This is a genomic window from Pseudomonas sp. SF2 (assembly GCF_036858055.1).
Lineage (GTDB): Bacteria > Pseudomonadota > Gammaproteobacteria > Pseudomonadales > Pseudomonadaceae > Aquipseudomonas.
Genome location: NZ_JAMBDI010000020.1, coordinates 98,853 through 117,694, shown reverse-complemented (window position 1 = coordinate 117,694; position 18,842 = coordinate 98,853). Strand labels below are relative to the sequence as shown.

Genomic DNA, 18,842 nt, shown 5'->3' with positions numbered 1-18,842 from the left:
GTAGCCGGTGCCATCCACTGCTCAGCGCATCTGATGCTTGTGCAGCAACCGATAGAAAGTCGGCCGCGATATGCCCAGCACCTTAGCCGCCACGCTCAGGTTGTCACTGTGCCGGCTAAGGACATCGCACAACGCCTGGCGCTCGGCCCGGTGCTTGTACTCCTCCAGCGTACCCAGCGGATGCTGCACCTGGTCAAGGGTCTGCAACCCCAGGTCCTGCGCCTCGATTTGCCGGCCTTCGGCCAGCACCAGCCCGCGCCGTACCCGGTTGGCCAACTCGCGGACATTGCCCGGCCAGTCATGCCGGCCCATGGCCGCCAGGGCATGGTCGCTGAACGAACGGGGTCGGCGCCCGGTTTCCAGGCTGTAGAAATGGGCAAAATGACTGGCCAGCATCGACAGGTCGCCATGCCGGTCGCGCAAAGGCGCGGTCACTACCTGCAACACGTTCAGGCGGTAGTACAGGTCTTCGCGAAAGCGCCCTTGCTCGATGGCCCTTTCCAGGTCTACGTGGGTAGCCGCCAATACCCGCACATCCACCGGGATCGGCTGGCTGCCGCCCACCCGCTCAATGTGTTTTTCCTGCAGAAAGCGCAGCAGGTTGGCCTGCAACTCCAGCGGCAGGTCGCCGATTTCATCGAGGAACAACGTGCCACCATGGGCCGCTTCGATGCGCCCGGCTTTGCGCTGATGAGCACCGGTGAAGGCGCCCTTCTCATGGCCGAACAGTTCGGACTGGATCAGGTGCTCGGGGATCGCCCCACAGTTGATGGCAATGAACGGTTGCTCGCTGCGCTGCGACTGACGGTGCAGGGTACGCGCCACCAGTTCCTTGCCGGTACCACTTTCACCGCAGATCAGCACCGGCGATTCGGTGGGCGCCAGCTTGCCCAGCAGCTTGCGCAGCTCACGGATCGGGCGGCTTTCGCCGAGCAGTTCGTGGCTCGCGTCATCCACCCTCGCCGCCCCTTTGCCACGCAGGCGTGCCATGCCAAACGCCCGGCCCAAGGTGACCTGCACGCGGGAAACGTCGAACGGCAGGGTATGGAAGTCGAAGAACCATTCGCAAACAAAATCGCCGACAGCCGGCATGCGCAGCTGTTCGGCACTGAGCACGGCAATCCATTCGGTATTACTGCGCTTGATCAAGTCCTTGACCCCGTCCGGGCGCCTCAGGTGCGACGCCTGCAAGCGCAACAGGCCCACATCGCAAGGATGATCCAGCGCGGCACCGAGCATGCAGCTGTCCACATCCCAGCCTGCGCTACGCAAACCAGGCAACAAACGGTGACAGTCATCGCAGGGGTCGACAATGAGCAAACGGCGTTGGACGGCAGGCTGCTGCATGACCAATCCTTGGCGCCAGTTTTAGGTTTCTTGAAATAAAACAGTAAGTTGTGGCGCCCGATTAACAGTAGCAACGAATTTGACGGTTCCCAGTACCGTCTGTCTGCCGAATCATTTTTTTACAATACGTGACGGGAATTTTCGCACTTTATCGACATCACATGGCGGCGTGGGCCAGAACGGATTCGACCCTGCAAAAATTTTTTACAACCAATGTGTGACTTGCCCCCGGACAACGAGCATCAGTACACATAACCCCGCGCTGCACTTCGCGATAACCGAGGCGACTTTGAAGCAACGCGGACTCACTTCGATGTTTGGGACCATAGAGAGACCGAACCATGAATGCCCCGCTCCGTGTCAACGAAGCACTGCTGATTGCCGACCACGCCTTCGAACCTTTCCAGTGCGTAGCCTGGGATGCACCCAACGGTACTGGTGAACTGAGCCTGGCAGTGATCGACCGGACCAGCACCCGCATCGGCAGCAAGCAAGTGTCCTCGCGTATTTACTCCGACCCGGCCCAGTGGGCCAGCCTGATCGAGGAAGTGCGCGCCGAACTGTGCGAAAAAGGTTACGACCTGCAACCGTGGTCGATGCCGAAATAATATCGGCTGGCAAACCAAGTGCGTGCGCAGCCACGCACTTGTACAACTTCCGGGTTGCTGTTCTGGCAACTTTCCTAATTGCGACATAGTGTCGCATCGATACTTTTCAATCCATCAGCCTGAACTGTTGCAGGTGCTGGTAATCGGCCTGTAGTTGTTGCGCCAGGCGCTGCGCACGGCCCAGGCGCACCGGCGCCAGTTCCATATCCACCAGCAACGTGGCACACGGCATCGGCTGCACGGCGTTCCAGTGCTGCAGGCGACCGTCGGTAAACACCAGACAGCGCAGCGCCTCTTCGGGGTGGGCCCGTTGCCGCGCCAGTAACCAGTGCCGAGCCTGTTCCAGTGCAGCGATCAACGGGGTTCCGCCACCGGCCCCCAAGGCTTGCAGCCAAGGTTGCAAAGCGGCCGAGGCCTTCAGGCCGTGGCGCTGCCACTGCGGCGTGCGCCCACTGGCGGTAAGCAGGGCCAGCCGGGCACGCTGGCGGTAGGCCTGGTCGAACAGCGCCGCCAGCAGCCCTTTGGTTTGCGCCAACGCCTGGTGGCGGCGGGTCGAGGCCGAAGCATCGACGATGACCAACCACAGTTCTGCGGGCCTGGCCTGGCGTTGCTGCCAGCACAGGTCCTGGCGCTGGCGTGGCCGGCCTTTGAGCAGGGTCGGCAGCCAGGCCACCCGACCGGCCGCGGCACTGCGCGACCGGCCCCGGCTGGCGCCGTACTGCTCACCTGTGCCTGCTTTGGCATCCGCCCCTTTGGCAGGTGGCTGGGGGATGCTCAGGGCTTTTTTGCCCAGTTCGGCACCTCACGGCGGGCGCCGCTGGCCACCGGCTGCGCTGGCATTGCGCCCCAGTCACCCTGGCCACCCTGTTCGCCAGGGTTACCTGCGCCTTGCTGACCGGGCTGCTGCTCAGGCTGCGGCGGCGCGGAAGGCGGGTTGGCCTGGGGCGTAACGCGGCGGCGATGGCGCAAGGCGAACTCGGCCACTGCATCGACATCGGCTTCTTCGATGGCCGCGCCGCCGCGCCAGGCACAGTGCGCGCGTGCGGCGCGCAGCCAGACCAGGTCGGCGCGCAGGCCGTCGACCCCGGCGGCGTAGCAGCGTTCGGTGATCCAGGCCAGCGCCTGGTCGTCCAGGGCAATGCCGGCCAGGGCGTGGCGCGCCGCCTGGCAGCGCTCGCGCAATTGCGCCTGGGCCTCGGCCCATTGCGCGCAGAAGGCCTGCGGATCGCTGTCAAAGGCCAGGCGGCGGCGAATGATCTGCTGACGCGCCTCAGGCTCGGGCAAGCCTTCAAGCGCCACATTCAGGCCAAAGCGATCGAGCAGCTGTGGGCGCAACTCGCCCTCCTCCGGGTTCATGGTGCCGATCAGCACGAAACGGGCACTGTGCCGGTGCGAGATGCCATCACGCTCGACGCGGTTGGTGCCACTGGCGGCCACGTCGAGCAACAGGTCTACCAAGGTGTCAGGCAACAGATTGACTTCATCGACATACAACACGCCACCATCGGCCTGGGCCAGCACACCCGGGGAAAACTGCGCCTTGCCCTGCCCCAGCGCGGCATCCAGGTCGAGGGTGCCGACCAACCGTTCTTCGCTGGCGCCCAGTGGCAGGGTGACGAACGGTCCCTCACCGAGCAGGTCAGCCAGGCCTCGGGCCAGGGTACTCTTGGCCATGCCGCGCGGCCCCTCGATCAGCACGCCGCCGATCTTCGGGTCGATGGCGGTCAGGCACAGCGCCAGTTTCAAGTCGTCCGCACCAACCACGGCGGCCAGCGGAAATTGCACGGGTTCACTCATTTCAAGCCTGTTCCTCGCCGTCGAGCAGTTGTTCCTCAAGGGCTTCGCGGTACTCGCCCGGCGCCTGCCACAGGCCGCGCTGCTGGGCCTCCAGCAAACGCTCGGTAAGGTCGCGCAGGGCCTCGGGGTTGTGCTCGCGCATGAAATCGCGGGTCGCCGGGTCGAGCACGTAGGCATCGGCCAGCGCCTGGTAATGATGGTCGTCGATCAGTTGCGTGGTGGCGTCGAAGGCGAACAGGTTGTCGACTGTCGCCGCCATCTCGAAGGCGCCTTTGTAGCCATGGCGCTTGACCCCGTCGATCCACTTCGGGTTCAACGCCCGGGCACGGATGACCCGGTTCAACTCTTCCTTGAGGGTACGGATGCGCGGCCGGTCGGCCTGGCTGTGGTCGCCGTGGTAGCTGGCCACTGCCGCACCGGACAAGGTTTCCGATGCCGCCAGCATGCCACCCTGGAACTGGTAATAGTCGTTGGAATCGAGCAGGTCGTGCTCGTGGTTGTCCTGGTTCTGCAGCACCGCCTGCACCTTGGCCAGGCGCTGGGCGAACTGGGCGCGTGCCGGGGTACCGTCGTCGCTGGCGCCGTAGGCATAGCCACCGTGGTTGAGGTAAACCTCGGCCAGGTCGTCGCGGCTGTGCCACAGGCGCCCGTCGATGGCGTTCTGCACTCCGGCACCGTAGGCCCCGGGCTTGGCACCGAACACCCGCCAGCCGGCCTGGCGCGCAGCCTGCTCGGCGTCAACGCCCTGCGCCTGCAGCGCGGCACGCTCGCTACGCACGCGGGCGGCCAAGGGGTTGAGCTCATCGGGTTCGTCCAGCGCGGCCACCGCCTGCACTGCCGCATCGAACAGGCGGATGAGGTTGCCGAAGGCATCACGGAAAAAGCCGGAAACGCGCAAGGTCACGTCCACCCGCGGGCGGTCGAGCAGGCTGAGCGGCAAGATTTCGAAATCGTCGACCCGCTGGCTGCCGGTGGCCCACACCGGTCGCACGCCCATCAGCGCCATGGCCTGGGCGATGTCATCGCCGCCGGTACGCATGGTTGCCGTGCCCCACACCGACAGGCCGAGCTGGCGCAGGTGATCACCGTGGTCCTGCAGGTGGCGCTCGAGGATCAGGTTGGCCGAGGCGAAGCCCAGGCGCCAGGCGGTGGTGGTGGGCAGGTTGCGCACGTCCACGGTGTAGAAATTGCGACCGGTGGGCAGCACGTCCAGGCGCCCACGGCTGGGCGCGCCACTGGGACCGGCGGGCACGAAACGCCCGGCCAGCGCCGCCAGCAGGCCATGCATTTCAGCGCTGCCGCAGGCGTCCAGGCTGGGGGCCACCGCTTCGCGCAGCGCCTGCACCACGTCGTGTACCGGCTGCCATTCGCTCAGGGCCGGTAACTGGGCGGTTCCGCCCAGCGTCTGGTCGATCACCTGCAGCGCCAACAGCTCGAGGCGTTCGCGGGTATCGCCACAGGTGCGCCAGGGCTCGCTGCTCATGGCCTGCAACTGCTCAGGGCGTGCGCCCTGCCATGGCTGGCCAAGTTCGCAATCGAGCGGGTCAAAGCCCGGCACCAGCGCCTTGGCCAGGGCCCGCAGCAGGCTGGCATTGCCGCCGCGACCGTCGCCGCGCTCGACCCGCAACAGCGCCAGCAAGGTATCCAGGCGCAGCCGGCCCTCAGGCGATTGGCCGAACACATGCAGGCCATCGCGAATCTGCGATTCCTTCAAGTCACACAGGTAGGTATCCAGGCGCGGCAGCCACACGGCGGCATCGTCCAGTTGGCCTTCCAGCTGCAGTTCGCGGTCGATGTGGTTGGCCTTGACCAGCTCGAGAATGTCGCGTTGCAACTCGCGGGCCCGCCGCGGGTCGAGCAGCTGTGCTTCGTAGAACTCGTCGGCCAATTGCTCCAGGTGGCGCAACGGGCCATAGGTTTCGGCACGGGTGAGCGGTGGCATCAGGTGGTCGATGATCACCGCCTGGGTGCGGCGCTTGGCCTGGGCCCCCTCGCCCGGGTCGTTGACGATGAACGGGTAGATGTTCGGCAACGGGCCGAGCAAGGCGTCCGGCCAGCACTGCGCCGACAACCCGACGCCCTTGCCGGGCAGCCATTCGAGGTTGCCGTGCTTGCCGACGTGGATCACCGCGTCGGCGGCAAAGGCATGGCGCAACCAGAAGTGAAACGCCAGGTAACCGTGCGGCGGCACCAGGTCGGGGTCGTGGTACACCGCGCTGGGATCCACCTGGTAACCCCGCGCCGGCTGGATGCCGACGAAGGTCAAGCCAAAGCGCAGGCCGGCCACCATCAGCCGGCCACTGCGGTACATCGGGTCCTGCTGCGGCGGCCCCCAGCGCTCCAGCACCGCCTGGCGGTTGGCCTCGGGCAGGCGCTCGAAGGCGGCCTGGTAGTCGGCCAGGCTCAGGCTCTGCGCGCAGGGGCGCAGGTCCAGCTGGTCGAGGTCGTTGGTCACGCCGCCGAGCAACTGGTGGATCAGTTGCGTGCCGCTGCCCGGCAAGTCGGCCAGCGGGTAGCCTTCGGCCTGCAGGGCCTTGAGGATGTTCAGCGCGGCCGCCGGCGTGTCCAGGCCAACGCCGTTGCCTATGCGGCCATCCCGGGTCGGGTAGTTGGCCAGCACCAAGGCCACGCGCTTCTGGGCATTCGGCAGGCGCGCCAGCTCGACCCAGCGACGGGCCAGCTCGGCGACAAAGTCCATGCGTTCGGGGTGAGCGCGGTAGCAGACCACGTCGGACTGGCTGCGCTCGCTGCGCCAGGCCATGTCCTTGAAGCTGATCGGGCGGGTGATGATGCGCCCGTCCAGTTCGGGCAAGGCAATGTGCATGGCCAGGTCACGCGCCCCCAGGCCCTGCTCGCTGGCCTCCCAGCCGGGCTGGTTGTCTTGCGCGCAGATGGCCTGCAGCACCGGAATGTCGCGACGGAACGGGCGCAGGTTGGGGCGTTCGGGGCTGGACAGGGCAAAGCCGGTGGTGTTGACCAGCACCTCGGCACCCACCTCGTCCAGCCAGCCTTCGACCTGCTCCAGGCAGGCACTTTCCTTGAGGCTGGCCACGGCGATCGGCAACGGGTTGAGCCCGGCGGCCTGCAGGCGCTGGCAGAACACGTCGATGAACGCGGTGTTGGCCGCCTGCAAGTGCGAGCGATAGAACAGCAGCGGCGCCACCGGTTGCTCGGGGTGCCACTGCGGGTACCAGTCCTCCAGCGTGGCGCTGCCCTTGGCCGGGTGATACACGGCGGTGCGCGGCAAAGGCTGCGGCTCGTCCCAGGCATAGTCGCGGCCCAGCCACTGGCTGGCCAGACAATTGAACAGGTTGATGGCGTTGGCCTTGCCGCCCTGGCGCAGGTAATGCCAGAGGCGCTCGGCCTGCTCGCCGCTGACGCTGCCCAGGCTGGTCAGCTCCGGGTCCGGGCGGTCGTCGCCCGGTACCAGGATCAGTTGCACGCCACGGCCGGCCAGCTCGACCAGCTGCTCGACGCCATAGCGCCAGTAGCCGACGCCACCGTGCAGCGACACCAGGATGACCTTGGCATGGCGCAGTACCTGGTCGACGTACAGGTCGACCGAGGCATGGTTCTGTACCTGCATCGGGTTGGCCAGGCGCAGGCTGGGGTAATCCTCGGGCAATTGCTCGGCAGTATCGGCGAGCAATGCCAGGTGCGAATCGCCGCTGCAGAGAATCACCAGCTCGGCGGGTGTCTGGCCGAGGTCGGCAATGCTGTCATCCGGCACGAAGCCGCCGGGCTGGGTCCGCAGCAGGTGCACGGGTCAGGCGCCCAGGGCCTGGCGCAGGCGCGCTTCCAGCTGGACAGCGTCGAGGTCCTGGCCGATCAGCACCAGGCGAGTGATGCGCGGCTCGTCGGCTCGCCAGGCGCGGTCGAAGTGCTTGTCGAAACGGGTGCCCACGCCTTGCACCAGCAGGCGCATCGGCTTGCCCGGGATGGCAGCGAAACCTTTGGCGCGCAGGATGCCGAACTCCACTACCAGCTGGGTCAGAGCGTCGAGCAGCAGGCTTTCGTCAGCTTCGGGCAGGTCGATGGAGATCGAATCGAAGGCGTCGTGGTCATGATCGTCATGGTCATCGTCGTCATGGTGCGAATCGTGGTGGGTACGGCGGCCATCGATGTGCGCCTCGGATTCGGCGCCTACGCCCAACAGCACTTCCAGCGGCAGCTTGCCGCTGCTGGCCTCGATCACCTTGACTGCCGGCGGCAGTTCTTCGGCCACTTCGGCGCGGACCTTGGCCAGGCCTTCGGCGTCGATCAGGTCGGCCTTGTTCAGCACCACCAGGTCAGCGCTGGCCAGCTGGTCGGCGAACAGTTCGTGCAGCGGCGATTCGTGGTCCAGGTTAGGGTCGAGCTTGCGCTGGGCATCGACCTGGTCCGGGTAGGCGGCGAAGGTGCCGGCTGCCACGGCCGGGCTGTCGACCACCGTGATCACCGCGTCGACGGTGCAGGCATTGCGGATTTCCGGCCACTGGAAGGCTTGTACCAGCGGTTTGGGCAGGGCCAGGCCGCTGGTTTCGATGAGGATATGGTCCAGGTCGCCACGGCGTGCCACCAGCTCGCGCATCACCGGGAAGAACTCTTCCTGCACGGTGCAGCACAGGCAGCCGTTGGCCAGCTCGTAGACGCGACCGCTGGCTTCTTCCTCGGTGCAACCGATGCTGCACTGCTTGAGGATTTCGCCGTCGATGCCCAGTTCGCCGAACTCGTTGACGATCACCGCAATGCGGCGGCCCTGGGCGTTGTCGAGCATGTGGCGCAGCAAGGTAGTCTTGCCCGAGCCGAGGAAGCCGGTGACGATGGTGACGGGGAGCTTGGCCAGTGTTTTCATGTCGCATTGCCCTTGGCAGATTGGCGCGGGCATGCAGGACGACAGCCGCAGGCCAGGCCGGCCGGGCTTGTTCGCCACCGGATCACCCCGCCCGGTTGAAAGTCGAAAACGTGACGAGGCAGGTCTCCTGGCTCGCACCGTTCCATGTGCCCGCTGGTGCAGCAGGCTGGCGGGATGACGCCTTCCCGCGCGCGGGCGCAGTGGCTGTGTCGATCCGTTGTCGGTGCTTACAGTTGCGGGGGCAGCCGCGGCTTGTACCGCGTTCCCGTCTTAGCTTCGGCCTGGCCGAAGAACCTCGAACTGGCAAGGCTACGCAGTGGCTGGCGGGTGGTCAACCATTGCTGCTGGTGCTTGCCTCGATATGTTCAGCGCCTGGAAGACCTCCGCCGGCAGGAGTTTCGTGACTGGCCGTTCCCGATCCGCCACGGATGTATTATGGTGGCGTGGTGCGCATATAACAGCAGCCCGAGCGATCGGGCACTTGCAAGACAATGAGGGTGTCATGAGCAACGAAAGCATTAATTGGGACAAGCTGGGTTTCGACTACATCAAGACCGACAAACGCTACCTGTCCGTATGGCGCAATGGCGAGTGGGACAAGGGCACCCTGACCGAAGACAACGTACTGCACATCAGTGAAGGCTCCACCGCCCTGCACTATGGCCAGCAGTGCTTCGAGGGCCTGAAGGCCTACCGTTGCAAGGACGGTTCGATCAACCTGTTCCGCCCGGACCAGAACGCTGCCCGCATGCAGCGCAGCTGCGCCCGCCTGCTGATGCCGCAGGTGCCGACCGATGTGTTCATCGAGGCATGCAAGCAAGTGGTCAAGGCCAACGAGAAGTTCGTGCCACCGCACGGCAAAGGCGCCCTCTACCTGCGTCCGTTCGTGATCGGCACCGGTGACAACATTGGCGTGCGCACCGCCCCCGAGTTCATCTTCTCGATCTTCGCCATCCCGGTTGGCTCGTACTTCAAGGGCGGCATGAAGCCGCACAACTTCCAGATCTCCAGCTTCGACCGCGCCGCCCCGCAAGGCACCGGTGCGGCCAAGGTCGGTGGCAACTACGCGGCCAGCCTGCAGCCGGGCGCTGAAGCGAAGAAAGCCAACTTCGCCGACGCCATCTACCTCGACCCGCTGACCCACACCAAGATCGAGGAAGTCGGTTCGGCAAACTTCTTCGGCATCACCGCCAACAACGAGTTCGTCACCCCGAAATCGGCCTCGGTGCTGCCAGGCATCACCCGCCTGTCGCTGATGGAACTGGCGCAATCGCGCCTGGGCCTGACCGTGATCGAAGGCGATGTGGAAATCAACAAGCTGGACCGTTTCGTCGAAGCCGGCGCCTGCGGTACCGCTGCGGTGATCACCCCGATCGGCGGCATCGAGTACAACGGCAAGCTGCACGTGTTCCACGACCTGGAAAAGGTCGGCCCGGTTACCCAGAAGCTCTACAACGAGCTGACCGGTATCCAGAGCGGTGATGTGGAAGCACCGGCAGGCTGGATCGTCAAGGTCGCCTGAGGCGCTTTAGCGGTTTGAAAAACGGGGCATGCCAGCAATGGCATGCCCCGTTTTTCATTGGTTGACGCGGGCACCATTGTGGGAGCGGCCTTGTGTCGCGAAAGGGCCGCAAAGCGGCCCTAGGAATTCAGCGCAGTTGCATAAATTTCTGGGGCTGCTCTGCAGCCCTTTCGCGACACAAGGCCGCTCCCACAATGGGGCCTGCATCGGCAAAACATTTATGCAAGGCGGCGCTGCATCAACAGGTGCCGGGCTTTGTCGAAGGCCCAGTTGTACAGCACGGTGTAAGGCAAGATGATCACGAAGAAGCCCAACTCCACCATGAACGCCTGCAGCAACGAAATCTCCAGCATCCACGCCGCCACCGGCAGGCACCACACCACCAGCCCGGCCTCGAAGCCCAGGCCGTGCACAAAGCGTGCGCTAGCCCTCCAGTGTATGCGCTCGACCCGCACGTAGCGGTCGACCAGCGCGTTGTAGACCATGTTCCACAGCATGGCGATGACCGACAGGGTCACCGCCAGCGCCCCCGCCGTCGCCAGTGACTTGCCCATGATCCAGGACAACAGCGGCGCACACAGCAGCACGGCGAACACTTCATAACCGACGGCGTGAACCAGGCGTTCGGTGAAAGACACGTTTTTCATTGCAAATTCCATCCATTGCGTGAGACGTGCTTCCTATTTTCTTTGACAGAACCGATACTCGCGAAATAGCTACCATCGGTTTTATCAATAGCATGCGCTACTCACCCGAAGCTCTGGTCGCCTTTGTCGAAGCCGCATCGCTGGGTTCGTTCTCCGCTGCGGCGCGCAAGCTGCGCAAAAGCCAGTCCACTATCAGCATTGCCATCGCCAATTTCGAGGCCGATGTGGGTTGCCCGCTGTTCGACCGTGGCGGCCGCCCCCCCTCGCTGAACGAGGCTGGGCGGCAGGTGCTGAGCCATGTCGAGGCGATCCTCGATGCCAGCGCCCGGCTCGATGCCCTGGCGGTGCGCCTGGCAGAAAATGTCGAGGCACTGGTCTCGGTGGTGATGTCGGACAGCTACAGCGTGACCTTCCAGGGCGCGGTGATGGCCCGCTTCGCCCAGCACTATCCGCATACCGAACTGCGCTGCGGCCCGTCGGAAGATGCCGATGTGATCGAGCTGATCCAGCAGGGCCTGGCACACATCGGCATTCTTGCCACGCAACCCAGCTACCCCGCAGACGTTGCCGTGGCGCGCTTGCCCGAGCAGGCCGAGTTTGGCGTGTACGTGGCCAGCGGGCATTCATTGGCAGCTTTGCCTCAGGTGCAGATGCAGCACCTGGAGAGCGTACGGCAGCTGTATATCAAGACCTATGCCCCCAGCCTGCACCACGGTCGCGGCCAGGCCTGGTCGGCACCGGATTACCTTACCCTGCTGGAGTTCGCCGTGCGCGGGTTCGGCTGGGCCGAACTGCCCAGGGCGCTGGTGGCACGGTTTGGCAGTGGGCTGGTGGAGTTGCAGGTGGCCGGGTACCCGCGACGGGTTGACATGGACGTGGCCTGGTCGAGCCGGCGCGCGCTCGGGCCAGCCGGGCAGTGGCTGGTGCGGCAGATGTTGGGGCGGTAGGCTTCTTTCAATTTCACGATTCTGGGGTGCGAGTGGAGCTACCGCATCCGCGCGAGCGGCACGCGCCGCGTTTGCAAAAGCTGCGGGACGAACTGCTGGCGGAACTGACCGGGCCCTGATCATATGGCGGTCAGACAAGGAACCTCGTTCTTCCAGGTAACACCGGGAATCTTTCAGCACCTTGTCGCTGAAGTCCTGACCGAACTCGATCAAATAGGTCAGCCCAATACAATGAAAAGTTCCCATACTTCATTCATACTGACCCTGCTTAAAAAACACCTACATCGATGTATCAGACAGTAGCTGTGAGCTAGGGAGCCTGTATGACTGGTTGGTTTGAACTGAGCACAAGCAGTAATGGACAATACCGGTTTGTTCTGAAAGCAGGTAACGGTGAGACTATTCTCACCAGCGAGCTGTATACGAGCCGGCAGGCAGCGGATAATGGAATCGCGTCCGTTCAGGCCAACAGCCCGCTGGCTGAGCGTTATGAAGAGCGAGTCTCCACTAACGGGAAAGTTTATTTCAACCTGAAAGCCGCCAATCACCAAGTCATTGGCACCAGCCAAATGTACGCAAGCACACAGGCACGTGCTGTCGGTATTGCTTCGGTGAAAACCAACGGCCCTTCGAAAACCGTAAAAGATCTCACCTGAGAGAACCCGTTCGAGCCAGGCCGATATGGCTTGGCTCGCGGGCATGCTCCTGGAGCTGTACATAACTCATTGAATTAGCAGGGACCCTGTGGGAGCGACTCTAGCCGCGAACATCGGCGCAGCCGGCGCCGTGCACTGCAGACGCACCAAAAGCGTTTCGCATTGAGCATGCAGGGTCAATCCCCCGCCGCCACATCCACCACCTTCCAGCTGTCATCCGGGTCAAAGCGTTTCATCTCCTTGGCCAGTTTGTCCCCGTGCGGCCCGAGGTCTTTCTCGAACACCTCGCCGTCATGGCTGATCATGAAGCTCATCACCCCGGTGTCATCGTACTTGGCCGGCCAGGCAACCATGGCGAAGCCGCGGCTCATCTGGTTGCCGATCAGGTAGCTATAAGCACCGCCGGGGGCAGATGGGCCTTGAGCATCGAGGATGCGGAAGTGATAGCCATACCAGGCGTCGCCGACCATGTCCTGGCCGAACAGCGGGCCCAGCGGGCTGACCTGGCCGTCGCCGTCGTCCTCCCAGTACAGCCCGTCATGCTTGCCGGGCTCGCTGAAGATCTTCTGCGCGTATTCCAGCGCACCGTTGCCATTGTGGTCCTGGGTGGCGTAGTCCATCTGCGCATCGTGGTAGGCCAGCATCGACTGCATGGCACCCAGCTCGTTGCGGCCAATGCGCCGGGCGCGGATTTCGGCGCTGCCGGCCTTGAGGTCGAAACGCCAACCCTGGTTGCCTCTGGTCAACGGTATGGGCAACGTCCAGTGATCACTGCCCACCGCGAGAATGGCCTTGCTCGCCCCCGACATGTCGATGCTGTGCTGCGCACGATACTGTTCCAGGAACGTGTCCACGTCACTGCGTTGCACACCTCCACGCGGTATGTAGGTACGCCAGTCATCGCCCAGCAACTGGGCCAGGCGGGCTTCATCAGGCTTCTCTTGGCCCAGCGCCGCAACAAAGGCGTCCACGGCCTTCTCCGGCGTCGGGAAGGCTTCCTGCGCAGCGGCCTGGGTCGACCAGGCCATACCGGCTGCGAGTACCAGTGCCGCTATCGATTGACGGTTCATCGACGGCCACCTCCCCCGCGGCGTGCGGGCGCACTGGGCCGGGAAATCTGGTGACCGGCAGCACGCGATGCGCTCGGGCGCTGGGCGAACGACTGGCTGGTACGGCCGCGGCTGGCCTGCGCGCTGGTGCGCGAGGGTGAACGCACACCGTCGAAGGCATTGTTACGCGCCCGGCCAGCGGTATTGGAAGGCCGGTTTTGCGCCAGCTGCCGCCCCTGGCCTTCGCCTTGCCTGCGTTGATTCACCTGGTTGTTCTGCTGCCGTGCCTGGGTATGGCGGGTTTCCTGTCGGCGGTCGGTTGCCCTCGGGTTGTCGCTGCGGGGCTGCATGCGGTTGCCGACCGAATTACCCGCCTGCGCTTCGCGCATCTGCTGGCGTGCCTGCCGGTTGCTGGTGGCCGGCCGTTCGATGCCGGCCCGATCCATCGACGCCCTGGCCTTGTCCCGCGCCTGGGCGCGCTGGGCGTCGTCACCGCGGAAGGCAGTACGCTGGGTGGCTCCGTCCAGCTGGCGGCCGTACTGTTGGCGGCTACGGGAGTCGCGGTACGGCACGCCGTCGCGGTTGGCGGCGTTGTGCTGCCATTTGTTCTGGTTGTTGGTGATGCGGTTGTTGCCGTTGATGTTGTTGTAGCGGTTGACGTCGATGTCGATGTCGTTGTTGCCCCAGTCACAGTCGCCCCACAGCGAGGCGACGATTGCCACGCCGGTACCGAAGGCGAGGCCCGCCACCAGCGCGGAACCAGGGTAGTACATGGGCGGTGGCGGATAATACGCCGGCGGCGAGGCCGGGTAGGCCCAGGTGCCGTAGGTGGTGGTCGGGTTGTAGCTGGGCACGTACACCACCTGCGGGTCGGCCGGCTCGATGATGATGGTGGTGGGCGGGCTGCTGGCAGTGACCACCTGGGTGCTGCTGCCGCTGGAGGCCGGTGCTGGTGCGGGCGCAGTCTGCACGGTCACGTTCTGGTACTGGTTGCTCTGCAGGTTGCCGGCGGCCTGGGCCTGGTGACGCAGGCGCTGCACACCGCCCATGACGTCGTCGGGCTGCGCGAGGAAGGCGTCGCCCAGGCGCTGTACCCAGACCGGGTCCTGACCCAGGGTTGCCAGCACCTGCGGGAAGGCCACCAGCGCTTGTACGCTCGGGTCCCAGGGCTGGCTCGCCACCTTCTTGACGGCATCGTCGCCGGAGGCCTTGGGGTTGGCCTTGGACCAGGTCACCGCTTCGCTCACCTGCCCCGGATAAGTCGAGGCCATCAATACCTGGGCCAGCAGCGCATCAGGGTACAGCGCGATGGGCGCGAGCATCTGGTCCAGTTGCTCCTGGGTGAACACCGGGTCCTTGGCTACGACCGTGTCGGCTTGTGGTGCCGGGTCGGGGGCAGGTACGTCTTCTGCCAGCACCAGGCCGGGCATAGCGCTCAGATACAGGACCGCCGACAGGACCGCTGACAATGGCATGCGCATCGCTTCTCCCCATGAGGTCAGAGCACGTGGGTTAAGGGTAGCAACGGCACTGCTTTTGGCCAGATGCGGGGGCCAAACTGTTCGCGCTCTAAGGGTGGGGGTGGTTGCTGCTTTTGAATCTATACCGGGACTGGGCTGACATCTGTAATTGACTGTACCGGCCCTTTCGCGGGCACGAGGCCATATTCAAAAAGGAGCCCATCCCGATGAACACGCCCCGCCTCATCGCCGTCATCATGCTCGCCGCGCTCTGCACCTCGGCCTGGGCGGCCACCGACCGCGCCGAACGGCGCCGCGAGGCCCGTGATGTACGGCAGGAAACCCGCCAGGACGCGCGGCAGACCAAACAGGACTGCCGCCACGCCGACCAGCAAAGCAACGCCGGCTGCCGGCAGGACAAACGCCACACCAAGCAGCAAGGCCGTGAGCGCGCCCGCGACATAAAATACTGAGCGGGCGATGCTCAGCCGCCCAGGGCGATGATCGCCATGATCAGCGCCGCCCCGACCGCTGCCAGGACCACGCCGGTCAACAGGGTGCGGCCACCGGAATAGCGTGCCAGCAACCAGCCCGCAAGGAAGAGCATGGCCAGGGCGACCAGGTTCGACACGCGAATGGCCGTACCGGTGGTCTCGATCAGCAGGAATGGAATGACCATCGGGAAGGTTGCCAATACCACCAACAGGAAAGTGGCCAGGGCTGCCTTGAGATCATCCAGCCCCAGGCGTACCGGCAGCGGGCGGGCAGCATCACGCAGCATCCGCCCGCGCAGCATCTCCAGGCCGTCTTCATCCAGTGCCAGGCCGATGCGCTCTGGCAGCGCATCGGCAATCAGCCTGCGCCCCTGGCTGGCTTCACCGGCTTGCAGGCGGGCCAACAGGGTCCGGCTACGGGTGCGCTCGGTCCAGGTACGCAGTAAATAGATGACCGCATCGGCCAGGCCCCAGGCCAGGTTGCAGCCGAACGCGGCGATCAGCATCAGCCGGGCATCTTCGCGCCCGGCCGTGGCCACGCTCAACGAGCCAATGAAGGTCATCGCCATCAACAGGCCGAAGATGACTTCGGTGATACGGTCGATCGGTTCCAGTACGCCCCATTTGCGCGGTTGCTCGGCTTGCCCCATCGCACCCTCCCGGTTCCCCTGGAACCATCGATAGTCACTATCGAGAATGGCAATTTCTGCCGAACCACATGGCCGAATAACCTAGCTCCATCGACTCGCCGCTCACGACCCCGGCCCCTGGAGCTACCTGATGAACACCTTGGCCCGCCAGCTGTCCGCCACCCTTGCCGTTTTTGCCATCGCCATCATCAGCGGCTGTGCCAGCCACCCCGAACTGCGCCCCTACACCGCCGAAGAAACCCGTCAACTGCAACTGGAAGCGCTGCAACGCCGCGGCCTGTCGCTGGACGACTATGAGCAGCAACGGCGGGTGATCCAGCGTGCCGGCAACCTGCCTGTGGTGACCGAAGCCACCGACGCTGACCGTTCGACCAGAGGCTGAGTGAATCGCCAGCGGATGCCTCCCGTAACGGGCTACGAGGTGAGGTTGATCCATTATAGTCAGCCATACACTGCGGGCCTCGACAGCCATGCCCTGCCACGTTCCTCACCCCTTCAACGGCGCGGCGCCAGTGCCAGGGCGATACCGCCCAGCACCACCACGCACGCCACCAGCAAGCGCAGCGACAATGGCTCACCGATCAGGCCAACCCCGCCCAACGCCGCAATCACCGGGACGCTTAGCTGCAGGGTCGCCGCCTGCTGCGCACTGACCTGCCTGACCACGCCGTACCACACGGCATAGCCCGCACCCGAGGCCAGCACGCCGGAGCCCAACGCATACAGCAAACCGGGCGGAGTCAGGTGCAAGCCGGCCCCCAGCAACAGCATAGGTACCAGCAGCACCAGGCAAGGCAGGCTCCGTGCGAAATTGCCGGCAGTATCGGCCAGCGGCCTGGGTGAGCCTTTGCCCAGCAGTGTGTAAACGCCCCAGGCCACGCCGGACAGGGCCATCAGCAAAGCACTGGCAAAGGGTGGCGCCGAGGTACCGGGCAACAGCAGCACCAGCAGGCCGGCAAAGGCGATCAGCATGCCCAGCAGCATCCGCGCGGTGATGCGTTCGCCCTTGTACCAGGCGAAGCCGAACATGGTGATCTGCACCGCACCGAACAGCAGCAACGCACCCGCGCCCGCGCCCAGCTGCAGGTAGGCCGCAGAAAACAGGAACGCGTACAGGAACAGGGCCAGGCCGCCCCGCCAGCTGCCCCCCATGGCGAGCGCAGGTTTGCGCAGGCGGAGCAACAGCAGCAGGAACAGTGCACCACTGGCCAGGCGCACCACGGTGAAGGATGCCGGATCGATGGCCCCATCCTTCAGCGCCAGCCGACAGAACACCGAATTGGCAGCGAAGGCCACCAGGCTGAAAAGTGCAGGCCAGACCCAGGCCCGGGTCTTGCGGTCAGCGAGCGTGGTGGTGCCGGTGCTCATGGTGTGGTCACCTCTGAGATCAATTGTTGTTATAGCGGCCATGCTGCTAGGGCCAGCACCGATATACAACACTGTGTTTAGCTGGTGCCACCACCGAATCGCCTACATCTACAGCGCTGCTACCGCCTCGATCTCCACCAGCATGCCGTCCAGCGCCAGCCGGGGTACCGGTATCAGCGTGCAGGTCGGTTTCATGGACGAGCCCCAGGCCTTGTCAGCCTCGATTACCCACTCACGCAGGCGCGTTTCGGAATGCTCGACGATCAGCAGGGTCAGCTTGAACACCTGGGCCAGGCTGGCGCCTTTCGAGGCCAAGGCAATCTCCAGGTTGGCCAGCGCCTGGCGGGCCTGCTCGGCGAACAGCGGCGACAGTTGCCCGTTGCGGTTCTCCCCGCCCTGACCGGCGATGAACAGCAGGCGGCTGTCAGCATGAACTTCGGCGACATGGGAATAGGCATTGCCGCTGGGGTCGTACAGGCCTTCGGGGTTGCTCAGCTGGAACGCGGTTGAATGACTCACGGTAAGCCCTCGATCAGTTGAAAGAACGACGGAGTATCGGACCTTGAGTTAACTTGAGGTCAAGCGCGAAAGAGACGGCTAACGCGAAGCGCGGCACCGCAGTGTAGGACGTTTCGCACAGCGCCCTGGCTTTCGTGAACCACGCGTCTGTATGCGCAGTGGCCATCAGGCGCTAGATTGCAAGGCCCGGCATGGAGGCCTGCATGCAACAAGGAAAACACCATGAGCAAACATGAATTTCTACTCGCCTACACCATCAAGCCACGCGACCCGCAGCGGGACGAATACGATGCGGCACAGGCGCGCCAGCATCTGCGCGAGAACATCGGGCTGGACACCGTGGAACACATCGAAACCACTCTGCTCGGGCTGGTGGAACTCGCCGCCATTTCAAAGTCTGACAAAGCCCTCGAAGCCGAGAGGCTTGTCCGTGATCGCATCCACGAGGAGCTCAAGGGCCTGCGGGTATTGTCGAAAGTGAAGTTCTACGGCTGCCTGATGGTGGATGGGCTGGGGCCAGCAATCCGCTTCGACATTGCCTAGCGTATGAGCGGCATCAGGCCCACAGCCTGATGCCGCACACCGTCATTTTTCCTGCAGTACCGCCCTGCCCTTCACCGCGCGAGGCCCGCGCCAGGCCCAGAACAGCAAGCCGGGGAATGGCGCGTAGACCACGAAGACGATCCACAGCATCTTGCGCTCGGCGCGCCGGTCACTGCCGATGATGTGCCAGATGGCCCAGATTTCCAGCAGGACCACAAAGGCCGCGATGACGATCCAGATCGTTCCGATTTCCATGAGCGCTCTCCCATTTGGCATGTAATGGGTTGGGTTGCAGAGGCTGCCGAGGGTTCAGATTGATTTGGCTGATCGTACGGCTCCAAGGTATGCGCTCCCACAGGTTGCGCACATGAGTGCCATCTCCACAGGACGCAACGCAGGGG

General features: G+C 64.5%; 19 protein-coding genes and 1 riboswitch. Of the genes, 7 read left to right on the top strand and 12 right to left on the bottom strand.

Annotated features, from left to right (window positions below):
* Window positions 1–21: 21 nt before the first annotated feature.
* Window positions 22–1,347, bottom strand: a complete 1,326-nt coding sequence (locus M2S36_RS13370) for a sigma-54 dependent transcriptional regulator (protein ID WP_333957263.1) — start codon at window positions 1,345–1,347, stop codon at window positions 22–24.
* Between the two features lie 341 nt (window positions 1,348–1,688).
* Here M2S36_RS13370 and M2S36_RS13365 point away from each other — a divergent pair, with 341 nt between their 5' ends.
* A complete protein-coding gene (locus tag M2S36_RS13365; protein WP_013972506.1) occupies window positions 1,689–1,955 on the top strand; it encodes a hypothetical protein in 267 nt (88 codons plus the stop codon).
* Between the two features lie 106 nt (window positions 1,956–2,061).
* On the opposite strand, the gene M2S36_RS13360 is transcribed toward M2S36_RS13365, so the two are convergent.
* The 4 genes from M2S36_RS13360 to cobW all read right to left on the bottom strand — a co-directional run bounded on the left by M2S36_RS13360 (window position 2,062) and on the right by cobW (window position 8,586).
* Window positions 2,062–2,628: a vWA domain-containing protein gene (locus tag M2S36_RS13360; protein WP_207833280.1), complete on the bottom strand. Its 567-nt coding sequence runs from the start codon at window positions 2,626–2,628 to the stop codon at window positions 2,062–2,064.
* Window positions 2,629–2,729: 101 nt separating this feature from the next.
* Window positions 2,730–3,752: an ATP-binding protein gene (locus M2S36_RS13355; protein ID WP_207833278.1), complete on the bottom strand. Its 1,023-nt coding sequence runs from the start codon at window positions 3,750–3,752 to the stop codon at window positions 2,730–2,732.
* Window position 3,753: 1 nt separating this feature from the next.
* Window positions 3,754–7,515 carry a cobaltochelatase subunit CobN gene (cobN, locus tag M2S36_RS13350; protein WP_333957261.1) on the bottom strand — a complete coding sequence of 1,254 codons (3,762 nt, stop codon included), beginning with the start codon at window positions 7,513–7,515 and terminating at the stop codon, window positions 3,754–3,756.
* Window positions 7,516–7,518: 3 nt separating this feature from the next.
* A complete protein-coding gene (gene cobW, locus M2S36_RS13345) occupies window positions 7,519–8,586 on the bottom strand; it encodes a cobalamin biosynthesis protein CobW (protein WP_207833274.1) in 1,068 nt (355 codons plus the stop codon).
* A gap of 100 nt (window positions 8,587–8,686) precedes the next feature.
* A riboswitch (cobalamin riboswitch) is annotated at window positions 8,687–8,899 on the bottom strand.
* Window positions 8,900–9,088: 189 nt separating this feature from the next.
* Here cobW and M2S36_RS13340 point away from each other — a divergent pair.
* Entirely contained in the window at window positions 9,089–10,108 is a 1,020-nt protein-coding gene (locus M2S36_RS13340; protein ID WP_046614378.1) for a branched-chain amino acid aminotransferase, read from the top strand.
* A gap of 218 nt (window positions 10,109–10,326) precedes the next feature.
* Here M2S36_RS13340 and M2S36_RS13335 read toward each other — a convergent pair whose 3' ends face one another.
* Window positions 10,327–10,755, bottom strand: a complete 429-nt coding sequence (locus M2S36_RS13335) for a multidrug/biocide efflux PACE transporter (RefSeq protein ID WP_233687643.1) — start codon at window positions 10,753–10,755, stop codon at window positions 10,327–10,329.
* A gap of 92 nt (window positions 10,756–10,847) precedes the next feature.
* On the opposite strand from M2S36_RS13335, the gene M2S36_RS13330 reads away from it, so the two are divergent.
* Complete coding sequence (locus M2S36_RS13330) at window positions 10,848–11,702, top strand: LysR family transcriptional regulator (protein ID WP_333957260.1); 855 nt, start codon at window positions 10,848–10,850, stop codon at window positions 11,700–11,702.
* Window positions 11,703–12,025: 323 nt separating this feature from the next.
* A complete protein-coding gene (locus M2S36_RS13325) occupies window positions 12,026–12,358 on the top strand; it encodes a YegP family protein (RefSeq protein ID WP_207833267.1) in 333 nt (110 codons plus the stop codon).
* Between the two features lie 176 nt (window positions 12,359–12,534).
* Here the strand turns inward: M2S36_RS13325 and M2S36_RS13320 are convergent, their stop codons facing one another.
* Together M2S36_RS13320 and M2S36_RS13315 are read right to left on the bottom strand one after the other, a co-directional pair.
* Window positions 12,535–13,428 (bottom strand): DUF2950 domain-containing protein, encoded by an 894-nt coding sequence (locus M2S36_RS13320; protein WP_333957259.1) that lies wholly within the window; start codon window positions 13,426–13,428, stop codon window positions 12,535–12,537.
* Entirely contained in the window at window positions 13,425–14,888 is a 1,464-nt protein-coding gene (locus M2S36_RS13315) for a DUF3300 domain-containing protein (protein WP_333957258.1), read from the bottom strand. The genes M2S36_RS13320 and M2S36_RS13315 overlap by 4 nt, the downstream gene beginning before the upstream one ends.
* A 206-nt stretch (window positions 14,889–15,094) precedes the next feature.
* Between M2S36_RS13315 and M2S36_RS13310 the strand changes: the two genes are divergently transcribed.
* A complete protein-coding gene (locus M2S36_RS13310) occupies window positions 15,095–15,340 on the top strand; it encodes a hypothetical protein (RefSeq protein ID WP_207833260.1) in 246 nt (81 codons plus the stop codon).
* Between the two features lie 11 nt (window positions 15,341–15,351).
* On the opposite strand, the gene M2S36_RS13305 is transcribed toward M2S36_RS13310, so the two are convergent.
* Entirely contained in the window at window positions 15,352–16,011 is a 660-nt protein-coding gene (locus M2S36_RS13305) for a VIT1/CCC1 transporter family protein (RefSeq protein ID WP_063914303.1), read from the bottom strand.
* Window positions 16,012–16,141: 130 nt separating this feature from the next.
* Here M2S36_RS13305 and M2S36_RS13300 point away from each other — a divergent pair, with 130 nt between their 5' ends.
* Window positions 16,142–16,393 (top strand): hypothetical protein, encoded by a 252-nt coding sequence (locus tag M2S36_RS13300; RefSeq protein WP_207833256.1) that lies wholly within the window; start codon window positions 16,142–16,144, stop codon window positions 16,391–16,393.
* 113 nt (window positions 16,394–16,506) lie between these two features.
* Here the strand turns inward: M2S36_RS13300 and M2S36_RS13295 are convergent, their stop codons facing one another.
* On the bottom strand, window positions 16,507–17,379 hold the full coding sequence (locus M2S36_RS13295) for a DMT family transporter (RefSeq protein WP_207833254.1): 873 nt from the start codon (window positions 17,377–17,379) through the stop codon (window positions 16,507–16,509).
* A 108-nt stretch (window positions 17,380–17,487) separates the two neighbouring features.
* Window positions 17,488–17,898 (bottom strand): RidA family protein, encoded by a 411-nt coding sequence (locus M2S36_RS13290; RefSeq protein ID WP_063914306.1) that lies wholly within the window; start codon window positions 17,896–17,898, stop codon window positions 17,488–17,490.
* A 222-nt stretch (window positions 17,899–18,120) separates the two neighbouring features.
* Here M2S36_RS13290 and M2S36_RS13285 point away from each other — a divergent pair, with 222 nt between their 5' ends.
* Window positions 18,121–18,441 carry a hypothetical protein gene (locus tag M2S36_RS13285; protein WP_207833252.1) on the top strand — a complete coding sequence of 107 codons (321 nt, stop codon included), beginning with the start codon at window positions 18,121–18,123 and terminating at the stop codon, window positions 18,439–18,441.
* A 42-nt stretch (window positions 18,442–18,483) separates the two neighbouring features.
* Here the strand turns inward: M2S36_RS13285 and M2S36_RS13280 are convergent, their stop codons facing one another.
* Window positions 18,484–18,696 (bottom strand): PLDc N-terminal domain-containing protein, encoded by a 213-nt coding sequence (locus tag M2S36_RS13280; RefSeq protein ID WP_063914308.1) that lies wholly within the window; start codon window positions 18,694–18,696, stop codon window positions 18,484–18,486.
* Between the last annotated feature and the right edge of the window lie 146 nt (window positions 18,697–18,842).